At 65.7% G+C, this 21,188-nt stretch carries 19 protein-coding genes; 5 read left to right on the forward strand and 14 right to left on the reverse strand.

What is annotated here, in order from left to right:
* The 3 genes from B4L26_RS00680 to B4L26_RS00690 all read right to left on the reverse strand — a co-directional run.
* The coding region (locus B4L26_RS00680) for a DUF6542 domain-containing protein (RefSeq protein ID WP_349680473.1) at positions 1-747 on the reverse strand (747 nt) is incomplete at its 3' end.
* 64 nt (positions 748-811) lie between these two features.
* A complete protein-coding gene (locus B4L26_RS00685; protein ID WP_290714591.1) occupies positions 812-1,972 on the reverse strand; it encodes a DNA recombination protein RmuC in 1,161 nt (386 codons plus the stop codon).
* A gap of 39 nt (positions 1,973-2,011) precedes the next feature.
* Positions 2,012-5,497: a DEAD/DEAH box helicase family protein gene (locus B4L26_RS00690; RefSeq protein ID WP_290714593.1), complete on the reverse strand. Its 3,486-nt coding sequence runs from the start codon at positions 5,495-5,497 to the stop codon at positions 2,012-2,014.
* 229 nt (positions 5,498-5,726) lie between these two features.
* Between B4L26_RS00690 and B4L26_RS00695 the strand changes: the two genes are divergently transcribed.
* Both B4L26_RS00695 and B4L26_RS00700 read left to right on the forward strand, forming a co-directional pair.
* A complete protein-coding gene (locus B4L26_RS00695; protein WP_290714594.1) occupies positions 5,727-6,953 on the forward strand; it encodes an ATP-binding protein in 1,227 nt (408 codons plus the stop codon).
* Positions 6,954-7,158: 205 nt separating this feature from the next.
* Positions 7,159-8,703, forward strand: coding sequence for an HNH endonuclease signature motif containing protein (locus B4L26_RS00700; protein ID WP_290714597.1), 1,545 nt, complete (start codon positions 7,159-7,161; stop codon positions 8,701-8,703).
* Between the two features lie 8 nt (positions 8,704-8,711).
* On the opposite strand, the gene B4L26_RS00705 is transcribed toward B4L26_RS00700, so the two are convergent.
* Complete coding sequence (locus B4L26_RS00705; protein WP_290714600.1) at positions 8,712-8,897, reverse strand: hypothetical protein; 186 nt, start codon at positions 8,895-8,897, stop codon at positions 8,712-8,714.
* A gap of 162 nt (positions 8,898-9,059) precedes the next feature.
* Between B4L26_RS00705 and B4L26_RS00710 the strand changes: the two genes are divergently transcribed.
* Entirely contained in the window at positions 9,060-9,833 is a 774-nt protein-coding gene (locus B4L26_RS00710) for a hypothetical protein (protein WP_290714603.1), read from the forward strand.
* A 57-nt stretch (positions 9,834-9,890) separates the two neighbouring features.
* Here the strand turns inward: B4L26_RS00710 and B4L26_RS00715 are convergent, their stop codons facing one another.
* From B4L26_RS00715 to B4L26_RS00735, 5 genes are read right to left on the reverse strand one after another with little or no spacing between them, the layout of a single operon-like run.
* Entirely contained in the window at positions 9,891-10,820 is a 930-nt protein-coding gene (locus tag B4L26_RS00715; RefSeq protein ID WP_290714606.1) for a restriction endonuclease, read from the reverse strand.
* On the reverse strand, positions 10,820-11,947 hold the full coding sequence (locus B4L26_RS00720; protein WP_290714609.1) for a restriction endonuclease subunit S: 1,128 nt from the start codon (positions 11,945-11,947) through the stop codon (positions 10,820-10,822). Before B4L26_RS00720 ends, B4L26_RS00715 begins: the two co-directional genes overlap by 1 nt.
* On the reverse strand, positions 11,944-13,416 hold the full coding sequence (locus tag B4L26_RS00725; protein WP_290714612.1) for a type I restriction-modification system subunit M: 1,473 nt from the start codon (positions 13,414-13,416) through the stop codon (positions 11,944-11,946). The genes B4L26_RS00720 and B4L26_RS00725 overlap by 4 nt, the downstream gene beginning before the upstream one ends.
* Positions 13,417-13,426: 10 nt before the next feature.
* Positions 13,427-13,942: a methylated-DNA--[protein]-cysteine S-methyltransferase gene (locus tag B4L26_RS00730; protein ID WP_290714615.1), complete on the reverse strand. Its 516-nt coding sequence runs from the start codon at positions 13,940-13,942 to the stop codon at positions 13,427-13,429.
* Positions 13,939-15,393 (reverse strand): DNA-3-methyladenine glycosylase 2 family protein, encoded by a 1,455-nt coding sequence (locus B4L26_RS00735; protein ID WP_290714618.1) that lies wholly within the window; start codon positions 15,391-15,393, stop codon positions 13,939-13,941. Before B4L26_RS00735 ends, B4L26_RS00730 begins: the two co-directional genes overlap by 4 nt.
* Positions 15,394-15,502: 109 nt before the next feature.
* Between B4L26_RS00735 and B4L26_RS00740 the strand changes: the two genes are divergently transcribed.
* Positions 15,503-16,720 (forward strand): AI-2E family transporter, encoded by a 1,218-nt coding sequence (locus tag B4L26_RS00740; RefSeq protein ID WP_290714621.1) that lies wholly within the window; start codon positions 15,503-15,505, stop codon positions 16,718-16,720.
* On the opposite strand, the gene B4L26_RS00745 is transcribed toward B4L26_RS00740, so the two are convergent.
* From B4L26_RS00745 to B4L26_RS00765, 5 genes are read right to left on the reverse strand one after another with little or no spacing between them, the layout of a single operon-like run.
* Positions 16,717-17,310 (reverse strand): TetR family transcriptional regulator, encoded by a 594-nt coding sequence (locus tag B4L26_RS00745; RefSeq protein WP_290714624.1) that lies wholly within the window; start codon positions 17,308-17,310, stop codon positions 16,717-16,719. The two genes, B4L26_RS00740 and B4L26_RS00745, sit on opposite strands and share 4 nt — an antisense overlap.
* A complete protein-coding gene (locus B4L26_RS00750; protein WP_290714627.1) occupies positions 17,307-18,482 on the reverse strand; it encodes an NAD(P)/FAD-dependent oxidoreductase in 1,176 nt (391 codons plus the stop codon). Before B4L26_RS00750 ends, B4L26_RS00745 begins: the two co-directional genes overlap by 4 nt.
* The gene (locus B4L26_RS00755) at positions 18,479-18,664 is read right to left on the reverse strand and encodes a rubredoxin (RefSeq protein WP_290714630.1); all 186 of its coding nucleotides are present in this window, start codon (positions 18,662-18,664) and stop codon (positions 18,479-18,481) included. The genes B4L26_RS00750 and B4L26_RS00755 overlap by 4 nt, the downstream gene beginning before the upstream one ends.
* Complete coding sequence (locus tag B4L26_RS00760) at positions 18,661-18,822, reverse strand: rubredoxin (protein WP_290714633.1); 162 nt, start codon at positions 18,820-18,822, stop codon at positions 18,661-18,663. The genes B4L26_RS00755 and B4L26_RS00760 overlap by 4 nt, the downstream gene beginning before the upstream one ends.
* Complete coding sequence (locus B4L26_RS00765) at positions 18,819-20,087, reverse strand: alkane 1-monooxygenase (protein ID WP_290714636.1); 1,269 nt, start codon at positions 20,085-20,087, stop codon at positions 18,819-18,821. The genes B4L26_RS00760 and B4L26_RS00765 overlap by 4 nt, the downstream gene beginning before the upstream one ends.
* Positions 20,088-20,259: 172 nt before the next feature.
* Between B4L26_RS00765 and B4L26_RS00770 the strand changes: the two genes are divergently transcribed.
* Positions 20,260-21,168 carry a methylenetetrahydrofolate reductase gene (locus B4L26_RS00770; protein ID WP_290714640.1) on the forward strand — a complete coding sequence of 303 codons (909 nt, stop codon included), beginning with the start codon at positions 20,260-20,262 and terminating at the stop codon, positions 21,166-21,168.
* The last annotated feature ends 20 nt before the right edge of the window (positions 21,169-21,188 follow it).

Consider the following 21,188-nt stretch of genomic DNA (forward strand, 5'->3'; position numbering starts at 1 on the left):
GACGGCCGCATCGCCCGCGCGACCGCGGGGGATGACTGCAGGCGCGGCGCGGAACCCGGGCTCGCCGGTGGGACGGACTCGTCGGGTCGGCGTGTCGCCGCGCGGTGCAGGTTCGTTCTGGGCCGGATTCTGTTGAGCGGCAGCGGCGGCCCGACTGGCCCGTGCCGCTGCGGACTCGGGCTTCGGTGCGGCCGCGCGCTTGATAGGTCCGCTTCCGGCCTTGGCCGTTCCCGTCTTCGACCCTTCCACAGTTGTCGCCGCCGCGGGTGGCTCCGCACGACGGGCCGTGTTGTAGCGCCACCACCGGACCAACACGACGGTGAGTGACGCGAGGAAGGTGAACAGGATGACGGGGAAGTCGTTGGAGAACGAGAAGACCTGCTTGATCAGCAACGAATTCAACTCAGGCACGTTGGCGCTGGTCACCAGGCCCTTCACCTTGACGCCGATGACGCGCAGGATCACCACGCCGACGGCGACCAGCGGCGGTTGGACGGCCGCCGTGAACAGGGCTCGGTTGCGGACGGTGAGAGCCGCGACCAGGCATCCGATGGCGAAACCGATCTGACGGGCATTGATACCGCCGTCGAAGCCGAAAGCGCGGGCGGCCAGCGAGTCGACGGCGATGCCGGCGATGGCGAATCCGAAGGCGATGACGACCGCGCCCCACCACGGCACCCCGCGCCGCGAGGGATCTGCCGACTGCTCTGCAAGAGGCACGTCGGGGCCGGATTCGAGGAAACGCACGAGTCAACGGTACCGGGTCGGGGGGTGTTTACCGGTAACCGAACGCCTATGTCGGTGTCAGGACTCACGTTTGTGAGGAAGTACTCGCCGCCGTTTGTCTGATTTCCGCCGTTAACAAGCGGGGCTGCTCGGGCAGGTCCGCCGACTCGAATGTGTCCAGCTCGCTCAGTTTGCGCACGGTGACACCGAGGCGGTTCTCGACCGTCCCGACCGTAGCGTTGTAGGACTCCACGGCTTTGCCCAGGCTCGCACCGAGGCGGTCGAGCTGTGACAGGACGCTGCCGAGGCGCCCGGCCAGTTCTTTGCCCAGCGCGTGGATCGTCTTCGCCTCGTCGGTAATCGACTGCTGCTGCCAGCCGAGTGCGACCGCGCGCAGCAGCGCGATCAGCGACGATGGCGTGGCGAGGACGACGTTGCGCGAGTAGGCGTAGTCGAAGATCTCGGGGTTGGCACGTGCGGCCGCCTCGAGGATCGGGTCGCCGGGCAGGAACATGACGACCATCTCCGGGCTGGGGTCGAAGGCGGCCCAATACGACTTGGCCGACAGTGTCGCGATGTGTGACCGGACCGCTCGGGCATGGTCGGCCAAGTGGCGGTCGTGCTGGTCGGGATCAGTGGCCGCCAGTGCGTCGAGATACGCGTGCAGCGGGACTTTCGCGTCGACAACGAGGTGGCGGTCGCCGACGAGGTGGACGACGAGGTCGGGCCGGACCGCGGAGTCCGGCGTCGCCGTGCTCACCTGCGTCGAGAAGTCGCAGTGCTTAGTCATCCCGGCGAGCTCCACCACGCGCTCCAACTGCATCTCGCCCCACCGGCCGCGCAAGTGCGGCGTGTGCAGGGCGTTCGTCAGAGCCTGGGTCTGCATCCCCAGGCGGTGTGATGCCTGCGCCATGCCGCGCACCTGTTCGGAGAGGCCGGCGTAGGCGCCGATCCGGTCGCGCTCGGTGCGCTGCACCTGCTCGGCCAGCCGGTGCAGCGACTCGTGCAGCGGTCCGACCACCTGGTTCACCGACGCCCCGATTGCCACCGACTGCCGTCGGGCGGCGTCCTCACTCGCCGATGCGAGGGCGCGCGACGTCAGATCGGCGGCATCGCGAACGGCGCGGGACTCGGCCTGCGCCGCCGCGAGGGCCGGCGCCGATCGGGCAGCGTGCACGGACCAGCCCATGGCGAAGCCCGCCACCAGCGCCAGGACTACGAGCGCGACGATCCCAGAAGTAGCCATGTCGCGATCATCGCAGGGAGGTCGGACAAAATCGGGACGCTAGGCCGTCACGTTGTCGGCGGTGGCGTCGATGTCGTCGATCACCATCTTGAGGCGGCGGAGGTGATCCATCTCGAAGACCTGGTCGGGGCCCTGTGGTGCCGTATCGGTGAACGGCGGGTCGTAGAGCTGTCCGACGTCCATCGCACCGTTGCGGGTCAGATAGTCGACGACGAGACCGATGAAGTCGCTCTGTTGGGCGGTCGCGTTGATCTCGGCCAGGAAAGCCGCGAACCTCTCGTTGACCGCGTGACGGTCGAGACCGACGAGGGACCGGATGAATCTGCCCAGACCGTTGGCATCGGAGACTGCCGCCGCCAGCTCTTCGTCGGACCCGGCGCCGCTGTTCGCCAGCAAAGTCTCCAGCGATCCCAGGTCGGCCGAGGTTAGGGGCTTACCGGTCTTGAGCTTCTGCAGCGCGAGGTTGTCGGGCTGGCGGTTCAGGTAGTCACGCATTTTGGCGAGGAAGCGTTCCCTGTCGGTGCCCGGGGGGACCAGCTCGTAGTGCACCTCTTCGACGTCGCCGAGGAACGCGTCGGCGAAGTCGGTGTAGACGATCTTCTGTTCGCCGGGCTTGATGAGCCGGACCAACCCGCGTAGGCGCTTACGCACCTGTTCCAGCATCTCCGGGGTGACGTCGGCCCACCATTCGTCGGTGACGATCTCGCGCAGGAAGCCCTCTGACTCCTTGACCTTCGGGATGGTCAGCTCGTCGAGCAAGCGCTCGGCGAGCCCGACGATGACCCCGCGCTGGCGCTCCAGCGTCGTCTGATCGCCCTCCAAGACCGCCAACTGGGTGCGCAGCACGACCAGATCGAAGCGCTTGGCCAGTTCGTCGGAGTCGGTGACCGAGGTCGGCAGACCGGCCAGCTCCTCGACGATCTCGCGCACCGCGGCGTCGTCGAGTTCGCTCCACGCCGTGCGCTGCGAATAGGTCTCCACCTGGCGACGCTTGGGCCGCACGAGGAAGTTATCCAGATTCATGCCCGCGACCTGAGTGTGCAGGGTGTCGGCGATCTCGTCGCGCAGCGGGCTGCTCACCTTGGTTCGATCGAAGGCGTAGACGACATCGGTGCGCGTGGTGAACAGCCGCTCGGATAGTGACGTAACGGCACGGCTCTCGGCGGCCTCAGGATTGGCCTGGAAGTAGTCGAAGTTGCCGCACACGTCGAAGATGCGGAAGTCCTTCTTGTCCGCGCCCGGCCCGTACAGGTCGGGGCGCAAACGGGTGCCGCGGCCGATCATCTGCCAGAACTTCGTCTTGGATCGGATCGGCTTGAAGAACACAAGGTTCACGACATCGGGGATGTCGATCCCGGTGTCGAGCATGTCGACCGAGACCGCGATCTGCGGCATTGATTCGGATTGCGAGAACTTCTCGATCAGGTCTTCACCGTGAGAGACCGCGTGAGTGATGACCGCGGCGAACTGCCCCCTGTACTGCGGGTAGTTGACGTCGAAGCGCTCGGTGATGAAGTCGGCGTGGCGCTGGTTCTTCGCGAACACGATTGTCTTGCCGAGCCGGTCGCCGCCAGCGACACGGTGGCCGTGGGTCATCAAGACTTCGAGGACCTTGTCGACGGTGTCTGTGTTGAATAGCCAGCGGTTGACAGCTTCGGCGCCGACGGTGTCGGGGAACTCGTCGTCGTCGACATCGTCGCCCCAGTCGGTTGACTCCCACCGCTGCTTCTCCTCGTCGGAGAGGTCGTCGTAGCGGATGCCCTGTGTCGGGAAGGCCAGCGGTACGGGCCATGCCTTCGGCGGCACGAGGTAGCCGTCTTTGATTGCCTCATCGAGGCCGTAGTCGTCGGTGGGCACACCGGTTTCGAGGTTGAACAGTTGATAGGTGTTGAAGTCGACGTCGTCCTTGGGTGTCGCGGTGAGGCCCAGCAGGTAGCCGTCGAAGTACTCGAAGATGCGGCGGTACTTCTGGTAGACCGAGCGGTGCGCCTCGTCGATGACGATGAGGTCGAAGTGTCCGGGGCCGAAGCGGCGCTGACCGCCGTCGAACTCGTTGATGAGGTTCATCATCGTCGGGTAGGTGCTGACGTAGACGCGCCCGTCGGTGTTTTTCTCGGTGAGCAGGTTGACGGTGGTGACGTCGGGCAGGTGCGACTTGAAGGCGTTGGCCGCCTGACGCACCAGTGCTTTGCGGTCGGCGAGGAATAGCACCCGCTTGACCCAATTGGCTCGCATCAGGAGGTCGGCCAGGGCGATGACGGTGCGGGTCTTGCCCGATCCGGTCGCCATGACCAGCAGCGCTGCGCGAGCGTGGTCGTCGTCGAAGTGGGCGGTGACGTTGCGGATCGCCTTGCGCTGGTAGTGGCGTTCAACGATGGAGTCGTCGATGGTGACGTCGGCGAGCGGCTTGCGGGTGCGGCGCCGCTGAATGGCGAGTGCGAGTTCGTCGCGGGTGTAGAAGCCGTCGACGAGGCGCCGCGGGTAGCGCGTGTCGTCCCAGAGGTAGATCTCGATGCCGTTGGTGTAGAAGATGATGGGGCGTTGCCCCATCATCTGCTCCAGGCAGTCGGCGTACAGCTTGGCCTGGTGCTTGCCCGCCTGCGGGTCCGTGGACGTGCGTTTGGCCTCGACGACGGCCAGCGGCAGACCGTCGTCGCCCCACAGCACATAGTCGACGCGGCCGTTGCCCGACCCGCCGTCGACGGTGGGCATTCCGACGACCGGGTATTCACGGTCTCGTTCGTCGGTCAGGGCCCAACCCGCTTCACGCAGGAGCAGGTCGATGAGGTCGGTGCGGGTCTGCGCTTCGTTGTAGTCGTGGGTGTCGGGCTTGGCGGCGCTTGCGTGCGCCGCGGCGACCTGTGCGCGCAGCTTGGCGATCAGTTGGTCGGTCGAGGCCTTGTCGGCGTCGAATGCCGCTTGCTGCTGGGAAATCGCGGCGTCGCGGGCGGCGACTTGGGCGGCGAGGTCGTCGCGCTCGGCGTTGGCTTTGGCAAGAGCGGCGTCTTTCGCCTCCATCTCCGCGTTGAGAGCCTGGATCTGCGCAATAGTCTTGGCGACGTTGCCGGCGCCGGGCTTGGGCAGGCGGTTGGGGTCGAACTGCGTCCGCGGGTCGGGCCGGTCTGACTGCTGCGACGCGAACTCGCGCGCGAGCCACGACATGATGTGGAACAGTTCCTCCACCAGCCGGACACCGGAGGCGACCGCGATCGGCTTTTCGTCGTGGACCGCCTCGTTGCCTCTGCGGCGGATCAGGTCCATCTTCTGCCGCAGGTTGGGCGGCACAATCGCCTGGAAGGCTGGGTCGTGGAGGCGGGCGGCGAGGTCGTTTCGGTACGGCGTGGGGATGTCGTTAGCGACGTAGAGCCACTTAACTGTCAACTCCACCGCGCGGCGGGCCTGGAAATAGGCCGTACGCGGGTCGAAGTTCACGACGCGCTCGGCGCGCACAGCACCGTCGTAGATGTGCGGCCATTCCGCGCGCAGGAACTCGAAGTTCCCCGCCGGCGAGCGGTTCGGCTGCATCGTCGGCACCTCCTCCGGTCACGATCTTTTCACAGCTCTGCCCGCACGGGAGGCGAGCCGGACACCATAGCGCGGTCGGGTGACAGTGTGAAGGTCAAACCAAAGTCAAATTTCGTTGGACTTTGACTTTGGCGATCGGCAGAGGGGCTGCCATCACCGACGACGCGCGGCAAAGTTGCAAGAGTTATTAGGGTTTATAGTCTCGCAATAAACTGCTATAACTCTTGCTATGGACCCGCTGAGGAACCCCTACACACCGAACGCTGGCGCGACGCCGGCGGTGGTAGTTGGACGCGACGACCAGGTTCAGCTCTTCGAACTACTGCTGGCCCGCCTTGAGAAGGGGCGCACCGAGCAATCGCTGATCGTCACCGGACTGCGCGGCGTAGGAAAGACCGTGCTGCTCCGCGAGTTTCAGAAGCGGGCAAGCAACCGCGGTTGGGCGATCGTGGACCTCGAGATCAGCAAGCACGACGACGCGTACTTCCGGCGCCAGATCGGCCAGACCGTCCGGCAGGCCCTCCTGAGTATCTCTCCGCGAGCGCGGTGGGGTGAAAGAGGCAAACGGGCTGCAGCGGTATTGCGATCGTTCACTCTCACCGTCGATGCCAACGGACAGTTGACTGCGGGTTGGGAGGTCTCCGACTACGACGACGAGTCGGCCCAGACTGGCGACCTCACACTCGACCTGACTGCCCTCCTGACCGCCGTTGGGGAAGCTGCTCAGGATAAGGACAAGGGCCTGGTCCTCGTCTTCGACGAAGTTCAGTTCCTCAGGAAAGAGCAGTTGGAAGCAGTCATCGCCGCTATCCACAAGTGTGTGCAGCGTGAACTGCCTGTCACCCTCGTCGCGGCTGGTCTACCTCAGATCGCCGAGCTGGCTGGCGAAGCCAAGTCGTACGCTGAACGCCTGTTCAAGTTCCCATCCATCGGCGAGTTGAGCGCTTCGGATGCGCGAACGGCACTCGACGGAGCCGCGCGCAGTGAGGATGCGAATTACGACGATGATGCTCTGGACTTTGCGCTCGAACTCACAGGCCGCTATCCGTACTTCCTGCAGGAACTCGGGTATGCCGTTTGGGGCGTCGCCGACGGACCCACGATCACACTGGCCGATGTAATCGAAGCTCAGCCGACATACGAGGCCAAGCTCGATTCCAGCTTCTTTCGCGTCCGCCTCGACCGCGCAACCGAACTCGAGCAGGCGTACATGCGCGCGATGGCGGAGCTCGGCCCCGAGCCTCAGCTCGCCGGTGACGTCGCCAAGCTGCTGGGGCGCACGTCGCAGCAGTGCGCTCCGACGCGGTCGACGCTGATCGAGAAGGGCCTCCTGTACACGCCCAGCCATGGCTACGCCGCCTTCACGGTCCCGCACTTCGATCAGTTCATGATGCGGTCCGTGCCCAACCTCAAAGTGCCGACGATCAAGCCCCGGAAGAAAAGAAGTCCCCGCTAGCCCGACAGTGGGTGATGTTCATCTGGCGATCGATGTCGGATCAGCAATGGATAGCCCCGTTCTGCCCACTTCGAGAGACAATGCGTTCCGCGGAACGCCTCATGCATCACTTTCGCCCCATCAGAATCCGGCGTTTCTGCTGGTCATCGATGTCAGACCCTCGTCGTAGAGTTGAGCAAATGGCACACCAGTTCTAGGGGGAACGATGGGAACCACCACCGACATCTTCGACGATGCGCTCGCCGCCGAACTCTCCGACGACGACTTGGAGGCGCGCGTGCTCGGGTACGCCGCCCAGATCGCTGCGCTGACCGGAAAGTTCCTGCAGTACCTGGCCGAGTTCGACCGTCGAGGCGCTTGGTTCGGGCCGGGCATGAACTCGTGCGCGCAGTGGCTGTCGTGGCGGGCCGGGATGAACCGGCGCACCGCCCAGGAACACATCCGGGTCGCCCGTGCACTGGAGGACTTGCCGAAAACCCGTGAGCATCTACTGGCCGGGGAACTGTCGTTCTCCAAAGTGCGGGCCTTGACGCGGGTCGCTACACCGGAACGTGAACCCGAGTTGCTCAACTTGGCGCTGTCGTCCACCGCGTCGCAGTTGGAACGGTTCGTCGCGGCGATGGGCCCCATCGACCGCAACCAGGACCCTGACGGCACCACGAACAAGGAGGAACCCGACGAGTTCGGCAACGTCGGGCCCAAGCCCATCGAGTCCTACGGGACGTGGCGGTGGAACGAGGACGGCTCGCTGGCGATGAGCGTGAAGTTCAACCCGGTCGACGCCGCTCACGTGCTCGCCGGCCTCGTGCGCGCCGAGTACGAGCGCACCCGAACCGCTGGTGATCCTGACCTCCCCGTTGCGCCCCAAACCGCTGACGAGCAGGCAAACGACGGCGTGATTGGCAACTGTGCAGAGGGAACCGCCACAGAGGTGGACGACACCGTAGAGGCCGGCAACTCGGGTGGCGACAAGCCCCCCAAGCCGCGCCGAGACCTGTGGCGCAGCGTGCCGTCGAACATCGCACCGGCCCTGGTGGCGATGGCTGACACGGTGTTCGACGCGATCGACATCCCGCAGGTGGCGCCCGGTGCTGAGATCCTCGTCCACGAGACGCCTGATCTGGTGACCGGCGACGGTCACGCCCATCTCGACCGTGGCCCTGCGCTCACCGACGACCAGCACGAGGAGTTGCGGTGCGGCGCCTCGACGCGGGCGGTGGGCCACGACCAATCGCGCTACAGCACAGGTCCGCAGATGGGTCCGGTGCTGTGGTGGGGCCGCAAGCAGCGCTTCCCATCGGCAGCGTTGACGCGGATGATTGCCCAACGCGACGTGACGTGCCAGGCGCCCGGCTGTGAACGCACCCACCACCTACACATCCACCACGTGAAGCCGTGGTCGCAGGGCGGCACCACCGACCCGGACAACCTGATCCTGCTCTGCGGCAATCACCACCGCGGCCTGCACGAGGGCGACTTCGTCATCATCGCCTTGGGCAAGCAGCGCTTCCGTTTCCAAACCAAGGCCGGCAGCGAACTTAAGCCCGCGCCGCCGATGACCAAGCCGCCCAGCTGGTACCCCGACGCCCGAGTCCACGGCAATGCCCTTACGCCCGAAGGCAACGGACCGATGGACCTGGGCTACGCAACCGAGGTCATCTACGCAGTGTGGGACCGCCGTGAACGCCTCCGCAACGAGGGGGCCAAGGAAGCTGAGCAGCAAGGCGAGGCAGTGAGCGTCGCGGCCTAGGCCTCTCGTCAGCGGAGAAACTCACTTCGTGGTGGGCCGCAGTCGGGGTAGATGTCCTCCCCATTCGGCCCTTTGATCGGCTCCTTGAACCACTCCGAACGCGGTGGGCTGCACACCAGCGCCGGAATATCCGCGGGGTCCCAATCGTCCGCGTTCGCCTGCTCATCTGCCGTGCTGTCGTTGGGATCATTCATCGATGTCGCCTCCATGATTCGGGTTCAATGCCCTCCTTGTGGAGAGCCGCTGAACCTATCGCGACGGTCCGACAGACGCGGCTGGGTGCGTTCCGCGGAACGCCACATGGGTCACGCGAGTCACACTGACGACCGCGTCGAGTGCGCTGGCAGAATTGCGTCGTGTCCGATGACGAGCAACCGCCGCCAGAACCACAAGTGATAGCTCTTGAACTCGAACCGACACCGCTCACCGCCTCCACCTCGGGGCTCACCCTCTCGCTAGGTGTTCGGGAGTATTTCGCCGCAACGCACCTCTGGTCTGCCGAATACACGGCGGAGCAATGCCTTCGTCGGGAGCAAGAGCTCCTGTCAATTCGACACCAGGGCGTTGACTTGAGGCAGCGCTCATTGTGCGTCGCATCGGTATTTAGCGCGGTTGCATTCCTGGAGGCTCTGGTCAACGAAGTCGGTCAGGATGCCGCCGACCACAAACACGGCTCTCAGCTTCCATCGCGACTGAGTCCACTTTCCGAGACCGAGATCCATCGGATCGGAGGGGTCTGGAAAGACGGGATCGAGAGGGTGAGCCCAATTGACAAGTTCTCCGCCGTGAGCGTCCTCGTCGACAGGCCTGCGGTTGACCGGGGCCGGGAACCCGGCCAGAGTGTCGATCTGTTGGTGAAGCTGAGGCACACGCTCGTGCACTACAAGCCCGAGACCCAATGGGACGACAAGGTACGCCGCGTCGATAAAGGACTAAGGAGTCGCATCGCTCCCAATCCGCTGATGCCGCCCGATACCCACCCTTGGTACCCGAACCTTCTCCTGTCGGCCGCGTGCGCAAGTTGGGCATGCGAAACGGTCACAGCTTTCGCAGGCGAATGGTGGAGCGCGATGGGGTTCGACTACGACTATCGGGGCGGGATCGACTACCGGGATGGGATCGACGGCTGAGTTTGTCGTCGATATGACCCCTATGCGTTCCGCGGAACGCCACAGGGGTCACGCGAGTCACACGTCGTCGAAGAAGTCCTCGTCGACCTCGACTATCTTGATGGTGTCCTTCACCTGGACACCGACGCCGTACTTGATCATCAGGCGCGTCAGGCGGTCACCGTCGACGAGGACGACACGCGCCGTCACGGAATCTGCGTACGCGCGGGCGTCGGCGCTGAACCGACTCGTCGTGATGAAGACACCCTGATGTGCCTGATTGCCGGCCAGCGCGCCGACGAATCCCTGGATCGCTGGGCGTCCGACGATGTTGTCGGCGCCGTAGCGCTTCGCCTGGACATAGATCCGCGAAAGGCCAAGGGCATCCTGGTCGACGGTCCCGTCTATGCCGCCGTCGCCTGAAGTCTGCGTCCGGACCGCGGTGCCCTCGGCGCCGCCGTAGCCCATGGCGACGAGGAGTTTGAGCACGGCGTTCTCGAAGAAGGCTGGATCCTGAGCGAGGATGCGGTCCAACAGGTCGGTCGCGACGTCGGCATTGATTCGCTTGATGCCCTGGTCGATCTGCTCTCGCGGCGCGAGCATGGCAGCGTCGTCGTCGTTTGAGTTCTGTTCGGCTGTGTTTCCGGGCGTTGTCGGGAAGAGCTTCCATGTGTGCGTTGCAGTCACTTCACCGGCGAGGGCTCGGAGGTTCTTCTCGGTGATGCCGTCGGGGTGGTCAGCGAGCAGCTTTCGGCCGACATCGGTGATCCGGTAGTGCGCACGACTGGTTCGTTCGATCGCACCCACGCGATTCAAGTACGAGATCGCCCAGTTACCGCGATTGAGCCACTGCTCTTGGCCCGAGGGAATCACGATCTCCCGCTGCTGAGCGGTCAACGCCAACCCATCGCCTGCAGCATGGACTATCTCACGCAGCCGCTTGATCTCGCCGTCCAGCAGGAATCGAAGCGCCGGGGCCATGTACTGGTCCCAAGTCGGGGCAGTCATCAGAGTTCACCTCGGAAGGCTCGGGATTGGAGGGAGGAGAAGAGGGCGTCGAGTTGGGTGAGTTCGTTCAACATTGCCCATCTGCTCGACTCGATCGCCTCGACGGCTCGTGCGTACTTATGCTGCAGTTCAAATGGCGGTCGCAGTATGCGGATCTTCTGCATCTCCTTGGCGTTGATATTGGCCATTCCGATGATGCTCTTGCACATGTTTCGGAGAACGGTCTTGCCGTGCCCGGAGTTGAGGTATCCCGCGACGTAGTGCGAGTCGACTTCGTCGTTGAAGCGGACGCGGATGAGATAACCCGCGTACGCCATCGGGACGTCGGAGCCGTACACCGCGGTCTTTCCGACCAGGTCCGGGCTGTTCGTGCGATTGAAGAGCAGGTCGCCTCGGCGAACTGTGTATCGCTCAAACTTATCGGCTGCGAGGTCAGTGAGCTTCGATCCGGTCGGGTCGATGCGCCCATCGACGGTCAGGTTTCCCATGCCCAGAACGCGGAACTCGCCGGCGTCGCCTGACTTCTCTGAGGTGCCATATTGCGTGCTGTCGACGAGATCGCCGATCGTCACAAGTGGGAACCCGAAGGCGTTCCGACTCGGGTCGTCAAACATCCGCGCGAACGTCGACCGTCGGAGTTCGTCGTACGCTTCGATCGCTGCGCGCCGCTTGGTGCGGAGGGAGTCGGCATGGTCGAGGATGGCGGCAATGCGGCGTTGCTCGGGGAGGGGTGGGAGGGGGATCTCGACCCTCTCAGCACCTGACTTCGTTAATTTTGCCCGGGTGGTTCCCGTGACGTATGGCGTGACATCTCGGTTCTCAAGCACCCTTGCGAGATAGCGAACATCGATCCGAGGCTTGGGACGGAGCACGTGTGCGTGGTTGTTGACCCAGCACTTCCCTTCGACGCCGTATGCGATTCCTCGTTGGGGATCGTCGAAGTGTCCACCATCCTCTGCAAGCAGTACCAGGGGCTCATCAAAAAGGAAGCCGTCGATGGTTCCCTGCTGCCCGTTAGCGCCAAAGTAAGGATACGGGCCAGCGGCACGGTCTGCCTCCTTCACAGGTCGTCGTCGACGATCGAGGAAGTCGCAGACTTCGCCCAATTGGACCTTCGGCCAGGTCATCTCGTGCCTTCGGCGAGCATCTGGCGTAGTTCAACCAAGCCTTGCTGGATTTCGGTTTCGAGCTGGTCAAGTTCGTCGAGGATCTCCTCGGGGGAGCGGTGTTCGACTTCTTCGTGGACGATCTCCTTGTAGCGATTGAGGGAGAGGTCGTAGTCGTTGTCGGCGATCTCCTGGCGGGGCACGGTGAAGCTCTGCTCGGTGCGGGCGCGGTCTCGCTCGATGCCGTCGCGGTGGGCCCAGCGCTCGAGGACGTCGGGAAGATCGGTCGTGTCGAGGGGTTGGCGCTTGTCGTCGAGCGAGAAGCCGTCGGAGGCGACGTCGTAGAACCAGACGTGGTCGGTGCCGCCGGAGTTGGTCTTGGTGAAGAACAGGATGGCCGTCGACACCCCGGCATAAGGCTTGAAGACACCGGAGGGGAGTTTGACGACGGCGTCGAGTTTGTGGTCGTCGACGAGCATTCGGCGTAGTTCCTTGTGTGCTCTGGTGGAGCCGAAGAGGACGCCGTCGGGGACGATGACCGCGGCTCGGCCGCCGGGTTTGAGCAGGCGCAGGAACAGGGCGACGAACAGCAGCTCGGTCTTCTTGGTTTTGACGATCGCCTGCAGGTCTTTGGCCGTGGACTCGTAGTCGAGACTGCCGGAGAAGGGCGGGTTGGCCAGGACCAAGGAGTAGGTGTCGGCGTCGCCGGTGTTGGCCTCGGCGAGGGAGTCGCGGTAGCGGATGTCGGGGTTCTCGACGCCGTGCAGCAGCATGTTCATCGAACCGATGCGCAGCATCGTGTTGTCGAAGTCGAAGCCGTGGAACATGCGGTTGTGGAAATGGTCGAATCCTGCGCCGGAGTTGATCTCGGCGCGGTGGTGCTCGCGCATGTACTCGGTCGCGGCAACGAGGAAGCCGCAAGTGCCCGACGCGGGATCGACGATCACGTCCTGCGGTGTCGGCGCCATCATGTCGACCATCAGCTTGATGATGTGGCGCGGCGTGCGGAACTGCCCGTTTTGGCCGGCGGCGGCGATCTTGGCGAGCATGTACTCGTAGATGTCGCCCTTGGTGTCGAGGTCGCGCATCTCGAGCTCATCGAGGCGGTCGACGACCCTGGCCAGCATCGCCGCATTCGGGATCGCCAGGCGCGCATCCTTCATGAAGTGGCTGAAGGTCGACTCCTCGTCGCGCATCGACTTGATAAACGGGAACACCTCCTCGTCGACGACGCGGAACATCTCTGCGGGCGCAAGGTTCTTGAACACCGACCAGCGCAACTCGTCCCGATCGACGGGGAACGGGTTGCCCTCGATCGGCCGGCCGGTCAGGTTCGCCTTGTTGAGCGCGTTGGCCTGCTCGTCGTCGAGGCCGCGGATGAACAGCAGGTAGGTGATCTGCTCCATCACCTCCAGCGGATTGGAAATTCCCCCGGTCCAGAACGCATCCCAAACCGCGTCGACCTTCCGCTTCTGCTCACCTGTGATCACCGGCCAAACGTTAGCCCACTGCCTCGTGGTCGAGCAGCCACCGCTTGATCTCGAGGCCGTAGCGGAAGCCGCCCAGCGAGCCGTCCGTGCGCAGGATGCGATGGCACGGGACGAACAGGGCTGCGGCATTGGTGGCGCAGGCGCGTGCCGCGGCGCGGACGGCCTGGGCGTTGCCGGCCATCTCGGCGAACGCGGTGTAGGTGCGAGTCTCGCCAGGGGAAACGGTTCGCAGCACCTTCCAGGCTTGCTCGATGAACGGCCCGCCGCCCTGTTCGACGGCGATCTCCTCGACGGCGCCGGGCTCACCGTCGTAGTAGGCGGTGATGGCGTCGAGGATGGCTTGGCCGGGGTGGCCACTTTGGTCGGACACGAGTTCGTCGACGGGGCGCAGGCGCGGGTTGACCAGGGCCATCAGGTAGCCGGGGTCGTCGGTCCAGCCCGACGCCAGGACTGTGCCGTCGTCGTGGATCACGGTGAACGGGCCGTTCGGGGTGGTGGTGGTCAGGCTTGCCGCGGTTGCGGTCATCGGAGGTCTCCTTCGTCGGTCTTGTCGGGCGTGGCGAGCAACGCGTGCCGCCATAGGTGCATCGACGCGTAGGAGCGCCACGGTGCGGTGTCAGCAAGTGCAGCTGCGCCGACGCCGAGCTGGGCCGCGGCGTTGCGCACGACCAAGTCGGTGTCGAGCAGGATGTCGGGATCGCCGGCCACCGTCATGGTGAGGTAGTCCGCGGTCCAAGTGCCGATTCCGGGGCGCGCCAACAAGGCGACACGTAAATCAGACGCAGCGACCCCCGCGTGCAGTTCCATCTCCCCGTCGGCGACGGCCCGCGCGATGGCGACGATCGCGTCGATTCGCCGTCGCGGTCCCCGCAGGACGTCAGCGCCGGATTCGGCGATGGCCGCCGGTGTCGGGAAGCGGCGGACGGGGTCATCTTCGCTGGTCCAGGGCGTGGGCTCGCCGAGTTCGGCAACGAGGCGGGCGAGGTGGGTCCGAGCGGCGGCGGTACTGATCTGCTGTCCGACCATCGTCGAAACGACTGACGCGAACGGGTCGCAACTACCCGGAACCCGTACACCGGGGGCGGCCCGCACGAGTGCGCCGAGCGGACCGTCGAACAGTGCCACGTCGATCGCCTCGATGTCTGCATCAAGATCGAGGAGGCGCCGCACACGGCTGACGGCGGTACCCAGGTCGCGCAGATCGAGGTGGTGCAGCGTGAGCTGCACATGGTCGTCGGCAAACGCGATCCCCGCCAGCGCGGGGCCGTGGGGCAGTTCGAGAATCCGCTGCGTCGGCGTCGAGTGGCCGGGGATGGCGTGTGCGCGCAGGTGCCATTGCAACCACTGCTGGTTCAGCGGCGCGCGGAACGGAAGGCGAAGTGACACGTGCCCGTCGGAGTGGGCGCGGGTCACAGTTGTCCGACGCAATTGCGACGGGGAGGCGTCGAACACCGATCGGATGGTGTCGTTGAACTGCCGGACGCTGGCGAACCCGGCCGCGTAGGCGATGTCGGTCATTGCCAAGTCGGTGCGGGTGATGAGCACCCGGGCGTTGGCGGCGCGTTGCGCGCGCGCCAATGCGAGCGGACCGGCGCCGAACTCGGCGGTGAGGATCCGCTCGAGTTGACGCGGTGAGTAGCCCAGCATGGCTGCCAACCCGGTGACGCCGGAGCGGTCAACGACTCCGTCGGCGATGAGGCGCATCGCACGCGCGGCGACGTCGGCGGCATGGTCCCAGCGAGGGGACCCGGGCACGGCGTCGGGGACGCATCGCCGACACGCGCGAAACCCTTGCCGTTGCGCCGCGGCGGCGGTGGGGACGAAAGCGACGTTGGCACGCTTGGGCGTGCGCGCCGGGCACGACGGCCGGCAGTAGATCCCCGTGCTGGACACGGTGACGACGAACTGGCCGTCGAATCGCGCGTCACGGGACTCCAGCGCACGGTAGCAGCGCTCGAAGTCCAGGGTCGTCGTCATGTCCTCCACTCTGACACCTGTGACGACCGTGTGGCTGGCGGAAAACCGACATCGCGGTGACCGGCACCTACGGCCGGTCGCGACGGGTGTTCTGTGTGACAATGCGCGGGTGACGAGTGATGCAACGATTTCCGACGGCGACCCGACGCCCGATCCGACGTCCGACAACGGGACGAATGCCGACAACGCGGCTTCGCGCGACCGTCTGCACGTCGCCGGCGATTGGCTGGCGAGTGCGGCCCGCGTGTCGATTCAGATCATCGCCGTCCTGGCGCTGCTGTGGGTGATCGGCATCATTCTCGGCAAGGTGTGGTCCGGGGTCATGCCGGTGGCCCTCGCCCTGCTCTTCGCGACCGTGCTGTGGCCCGGCGTCGCGTGGTTGCGGCGCCGCGGAGTCAAGGACGCGCCGTCGGCCGCCATCATGACGATCGCCGGCATCCTCGTGCTGGTCGGCGTCGTGGCCGGGATCGTGCCGTCGGTGGCGAGCCAGGCCACCACCATCGGCCAGAAGGCGGCCGAGGGCATCGTCAAGGCCAAGCATTGGCTGCAGGGCCCGCCGCTGAACATCGGCGACGACCAGATCTCCAGCACGCTCGACACCCTGCAGGACAAGATCAAGGACAGCGCCGGCTCGATCGCCCACGGTGCGGTCAACGGCGTGAGCACGGCGATGTCGACGGTGATGATGGTCTTCACCGTCCTCATCCTGTTGTTCTTCTTCCTCAAGGACGGTGAGAAGTTCTTGCCGTGGCTGCGGCGCACCAGCGGTGATCGCGCCGGCGCGCACCTGGCCGACCTGCTCGCCCGGATCTGGACCACGCTCTCGGGTTTCATCCGCACCCAGGCGATCGTGAGTTTCATCGACGCCGCCTTCATCGGCGCGGCGCTCTTCATCATCGGCGTGCCGCTGGCCGGGGCGCTCACCGTGATCACCTTCATCGCGGGCTTCGTGCCGATCGTCGGTGCCGTCGTCGCCGGTGCCCTGGCGGTGTTGTTGGCGCTCGTCGGCAAGGGGTGGGTCGCCGCAGTGATCATGCTCGTTGTGATCCTGCTGGTCCAGCAACTCGAGGGCAATGTGCTGCAGCCCTGGCTGCAGGCCAAGGTGATGGAGTTGCACGCGGCGATCGTGCTGCTGTCGGTGATGCTCGGTGGATCGATGTTCGGCATCGCCGGAGCATTCCTGGCCGTGCCGGTCGTAGCGACCGTCGCCGTGATCTTCCGCTACGCGAACGAACAGCTGTCGCGCAAGGCGGGGGAGGGTGCGCCGTCGGATACGCCGCCCGATTCTGCCGACGCGGCGTCAGCGGAGGCGTCAGTCGACGCTTAGGCCCGCGCCGACTCGATCGCCGGGCCGATGATGGCGGCCAGGTCGGCTGCCACGTCGCGGTCGCCCTCCGGCGGCATCGCCACGTAGCTCAATGCCATCCGAGTCAGCGTGCGCGCGATGCGCTCGGCGTCGTCGTAGGACATGTTCAGCCACGTCGAGTCGGCCAGAGCCTGATGCAGAATCTCCGACGCGGTGGTGATCAGCGGACCGGCATCTGTCGTGATCAGCCGGAGTAGATCGGGATTCGCGTCGCCGGCCAGCAGCGAGGCGATCATCGGATCGAGGGCGATGTCGGTGAAGAACAGCGCGAAGCCCTCATACAGTGCGCCCGGGATGTCGCCGGGGTGGGTGTCGAGCGCGGCGCCGACGATGGCGGCGAGTTGGGCGGCCAGACGTTGGGCGTACGCCTGCGCAAGGCCGTAGCGGGTGCCGAACTCGTTGTAGACCGTCTGGCGGCTCACGCCTGCGGCGGCGGCCACGTCGGACATGCGCACCGCCGACCAATCCCGCTCCAGGAGCAGCCCGCGCAGGCCGTCGAGCAGCGAGTTGCGCAGCAGCGAGCGGCTGGCCTGCGCATAGGTCTCGGTCATGCGACCACCTCGGCTGCGAGTGTTTGCTCGATCTCGGTGCGCAGCGCACGGCCGGCCGCCGGGCGGCCCAGGCACACGGCGCCGACCAGGTCATCCCCGTCGTAGCAGCGCACCGTCGCGTCGAACCCGGCGATGTCACCGTCGACCTCGATGCGGTCGGCGGCGCCCGGCCATCCGACCAGCTGCACGTTTCGGCCGTAGTGGACCGTCCAGGCCAGCGGCACGCGCGGCACGTCGGCGCGCTCGGCGTCCAGGCCGAGGTCGGCGGCGATCGTCGTCGCGACGAGTTTGCCGTGCTCGGTGGCGGTCATCCACTGCTCCGCGCGAGTCGGCTCGCCCGTCCGCGGATGCGGACGGGCGGCGACATCACCGGCCGCGTAGACGCCGGACACATCGGTCCGCAGGTCTTCGTCGACCGTTACTCCCGCGGGGCCGACCGTGGCGCCGGCCCCTTCGGCGAGTGCCGTACTGGGCACCATGCCGATAGCGGAGATGACGACTCCGGCGAACCCCGCGCCGTCGGTGGTCGTCACGGTGTCGGGCGTCGCCTGCGCGATCTCGACACTGGTGTTGATCTGCACGCCGTGCTGGCTGTGCAAGTCGATGAGCGCTGCGGCCACCTCGTCGGGCATGACGCGGGTCAGCACCGAGGGAGCGGCCTCCAACACGGTGACCGGGCTGCCCGCGGCGGCGGCCGACGCGGCGATCTCCAATCCGATCAAGCCACCGCCGATGACGACGACGGGCTGGCCGGCGAGGCGTTCCTGCAGCGTCAGGGCATCGGCATGGTGGCGCAGGGTCGGCACGGCCGGGTCGACCGCGTCGACGCTGCGCGGCCGGCCCCCGGTCGCGAGGACGAGCGCGTCGTAGGCGAACCGGCGGCCATCGCCGGCGACGGCCTCGCGGGCGTCGGCGTCGATCTGCGCGATCACGCAGTCGGTGATGATCTCGATGTCACGCTCGGCCCAGAACTCGGGCTTGCGCAAGCGGATCTTGTCGTCGGACAGGTCCGCGGCCAGCAGGTCCTTGGACAGCGCGGTGCGGCGGTAGGGCAGTGCCGGTTCCTCGCCGATGACGGTGACCGGCCCGGTGAACCCGGCCGCGCGCAGGCTCTCCGCCGCCGTGATGCCGGCGATACCGCTGCCGACGATCACGACTCGGGCGGTGCTCACGAGCGGGCCACCTCGACCATGTCGAAGTCACTCTTGGCGGCACCGCAGTCGGGGCAGCTCCAGTCGTCGGGGATGTCGTCCCAGCGGGTGCCCGGCTCGATGCCGTCTTCGGGCCAGCCGAGCTCCTCGTCGTACTCGAATCCGCACTGTGCGCACTGGTAGAGCTTGAAGTCCATCGTCATACTCCTTCGAAGTCGATCTTTTCGCGGACGCCGCAGTCGGGGCATGCCCAGTCATCAGGGATGTCGGCCCACAGCGTCCCGGGGGGGAAGCCTTCGCGGGGGGCGCCGGTCGTCTCGTCGTAGACGTATTCGCAGACCGGGCAGCGGTATGAGCTCACGCGCTCACCTCGTACTTGGCGAGGATCTTCTCCCGCTTGCTGGGCTGGATGCTGACCTTGGTGATGTCACCGTCGTAGTGGTCGAGCACGCGGTGGTCCATCACCTTGCGCCACACCGGCGGGAAGTAGGCCAGCGTGATCATGCTGGCGTAGCCGCTGGGCAGGTTCGGCGCCTCGTCGAAGCTGCGCAGGACCTGGTAGCGCCGCGTCGGGTTGGCGTGGTGGTCGCTGTGTCGCTGCAGGTGGTACAGGAAGATGTTCGTGCAGATGTGGTCGGAGTTCCAGCTGTGCTGCGGGGTGCAGCGCTCGTAGCGGCCGCTGGCCGTCTTCTGCCGGAGCAGACCGTAGTGCTCGAGGTAGTTCACCGTCTCCAGCAGCGAGAATCCGTAGATGCCCTGGATCAGCAGGAACGGCAGGATGCCGATGCCGAAGATGGCCAGCAGGGCGCCCCACAGGACGATCGAGAAGGCCCAGGCGTTGAGCACATCGTTGCTGGGGTGCCAGAAGGACTTGCCAGCGCGCTTGAGGCGGGTGCGCTCGAGTTCGATCGACGACTTCAGGCTGCCCCACACGCTGCGCGGCAGGAACGCCCAGAACGTCTCGCCGAAGCGCGAGCTGGCCGGATCTTCGGGGGTGGCGACGCGGACGTGGTGGCCGCGGTTGTGCTCGATGAAGAAGTGGCCGTAGAAGGTTTGCGCGAGCGCGGCCTTCGACGCCCAGCGTTCGAAGCTCTCCTTCTTGTGGCCGAGCTCGTGGGCGGTGTTGATGCCGATGCCACCCATAGCACCGACCGAGAAGGCGAGACCGATCTTCGAGATCAGGCTCAGACCGCCGTCGAAGCCCAGCCAGCTGAGATCACTGGCCGACCAGAGGTAACCGGCGATGAACAGGCTGATGATCTGGAACGGGACGTAGGCGTAGATGCAGTACCGGTAGTACTTGTCGTTCTCCAGCTGCTCCATGATCTCGTCGGGAGGGTTGGAGCCGTCGGGCCCGAAGAAGACATCCAGGATCGGCAGCAAGACGTAGACCAGGAGCGGGCCGACCCAGAACAGCACGGGCGTCAGCGCTCGGAGCACGTTGAGGATCGGGTTGTCGAAGTGTGCGGCCAGGGCGTTGGTGCCGGCGACGAGGGCGATCGCGATGAAGATGGCGGTCGACGGGATGAGGCCGAGGAGCCAGAGGTAGCGCTTCTTGTCCCGCCACGCGAGCGGGTCGGGGATGTCGTCGTGTGACGTATCCCGCCGGATTGATGACGTGGTCATATTTGGCCTCCTTGCCAAGCCGGACTGTGACTGCTGACACTAGACATTAGTACATCTGCTGTCGAGAGTCTATACATTCGGCCAAAATTGTAAAGCAACGAGCATTGTCATGGTTAGAAGCGGTGGGGAGTTCTATAGGATGGTCGGGGCTTATGCGACGAAAGGGGATCGGGTGGGACTGGCGCAGCGGATTGCCGAGCGCGACGACGGGGTGCTGCTTTTCAGCCTGACCCCGCCGCGGGCCTCGACGTCCCCGGAGGACGCCCAGCGCATCGCCGACGTCACTCTCGCCCGCCTGGAGGCCCTCGATGTCGACGGCCTGGTCCTCTACGACATCGACGACGAGAGCGACCGCAATCCCGCCGAGCGGCCCTTCCCGTACCTGCCGACGATGGACCCGGCGGTCTTCCTCGCCGAGAACCTCGTGAGCTGGCGTCGCCCCGTCGTCGTCTATCGATGCGTCGGCAAGTACGACGAGGAGTCGATGGAGCGCTGGCTGTCGGAGCAGGACGCTGCCGATGTGCTGAGCGTCTTCGTCGGGGCGTCGTCGAGCGTGAAAGAGCGCGCTCTGGAGTTGTCGGCCGCGCAGAAGCTGCGCGCCGAGGTCAATCCGGCGTTGCAGCTGGGCGGTGTCGCGATCCCCGAGCGCCACTCGCGCACGGGTTCGGAGCACCACCGCATGGTCGCCAAGCAGCAGGCCGGCGTGTCGTTCTTCGTCACGCAGGTCGTCTACGACGTATCGGCGGCCAAGTCGATGCTGTCGGACTACTTCTATGCCTGCGCCGACGCGGGGCTGGCGCCCGTTCCGGTGATCTTCACGTTGTCGGTGTGCGGGTCGATGAAGACCGTCGAATTTCTCGAGTGGCTCGGCGTCGACGTCCCGCCGTGGCTGCGCAACGACCTCGCCCACGCCGACGATCCGCTGTCGGTGTCCTTCGACCAGTGCCTGGCCACCGCCGCCGAGCTGACCGAGTTCGCCAAGCGCATCGGCACGCCGCACGGCTTCAACGTCGAGAGCGTGTCGAACCGCCGTCGCGAGATCGAGGCCTCGGTGGAGTTGGCCGCACGGATGCGCAGCTAACGCCGAAGCGCGTAGATCAG

The organism is Gordonia sp. UBA7599 (genome assembly GCA_002477755.1).
In the GTDB taxonomy this organism is placed as follows: domain Bacteria; phylum Actinomycetota; class Actinomycetes; order Mycobacteriales; family Mycobacteriaceae; genus Gordonia.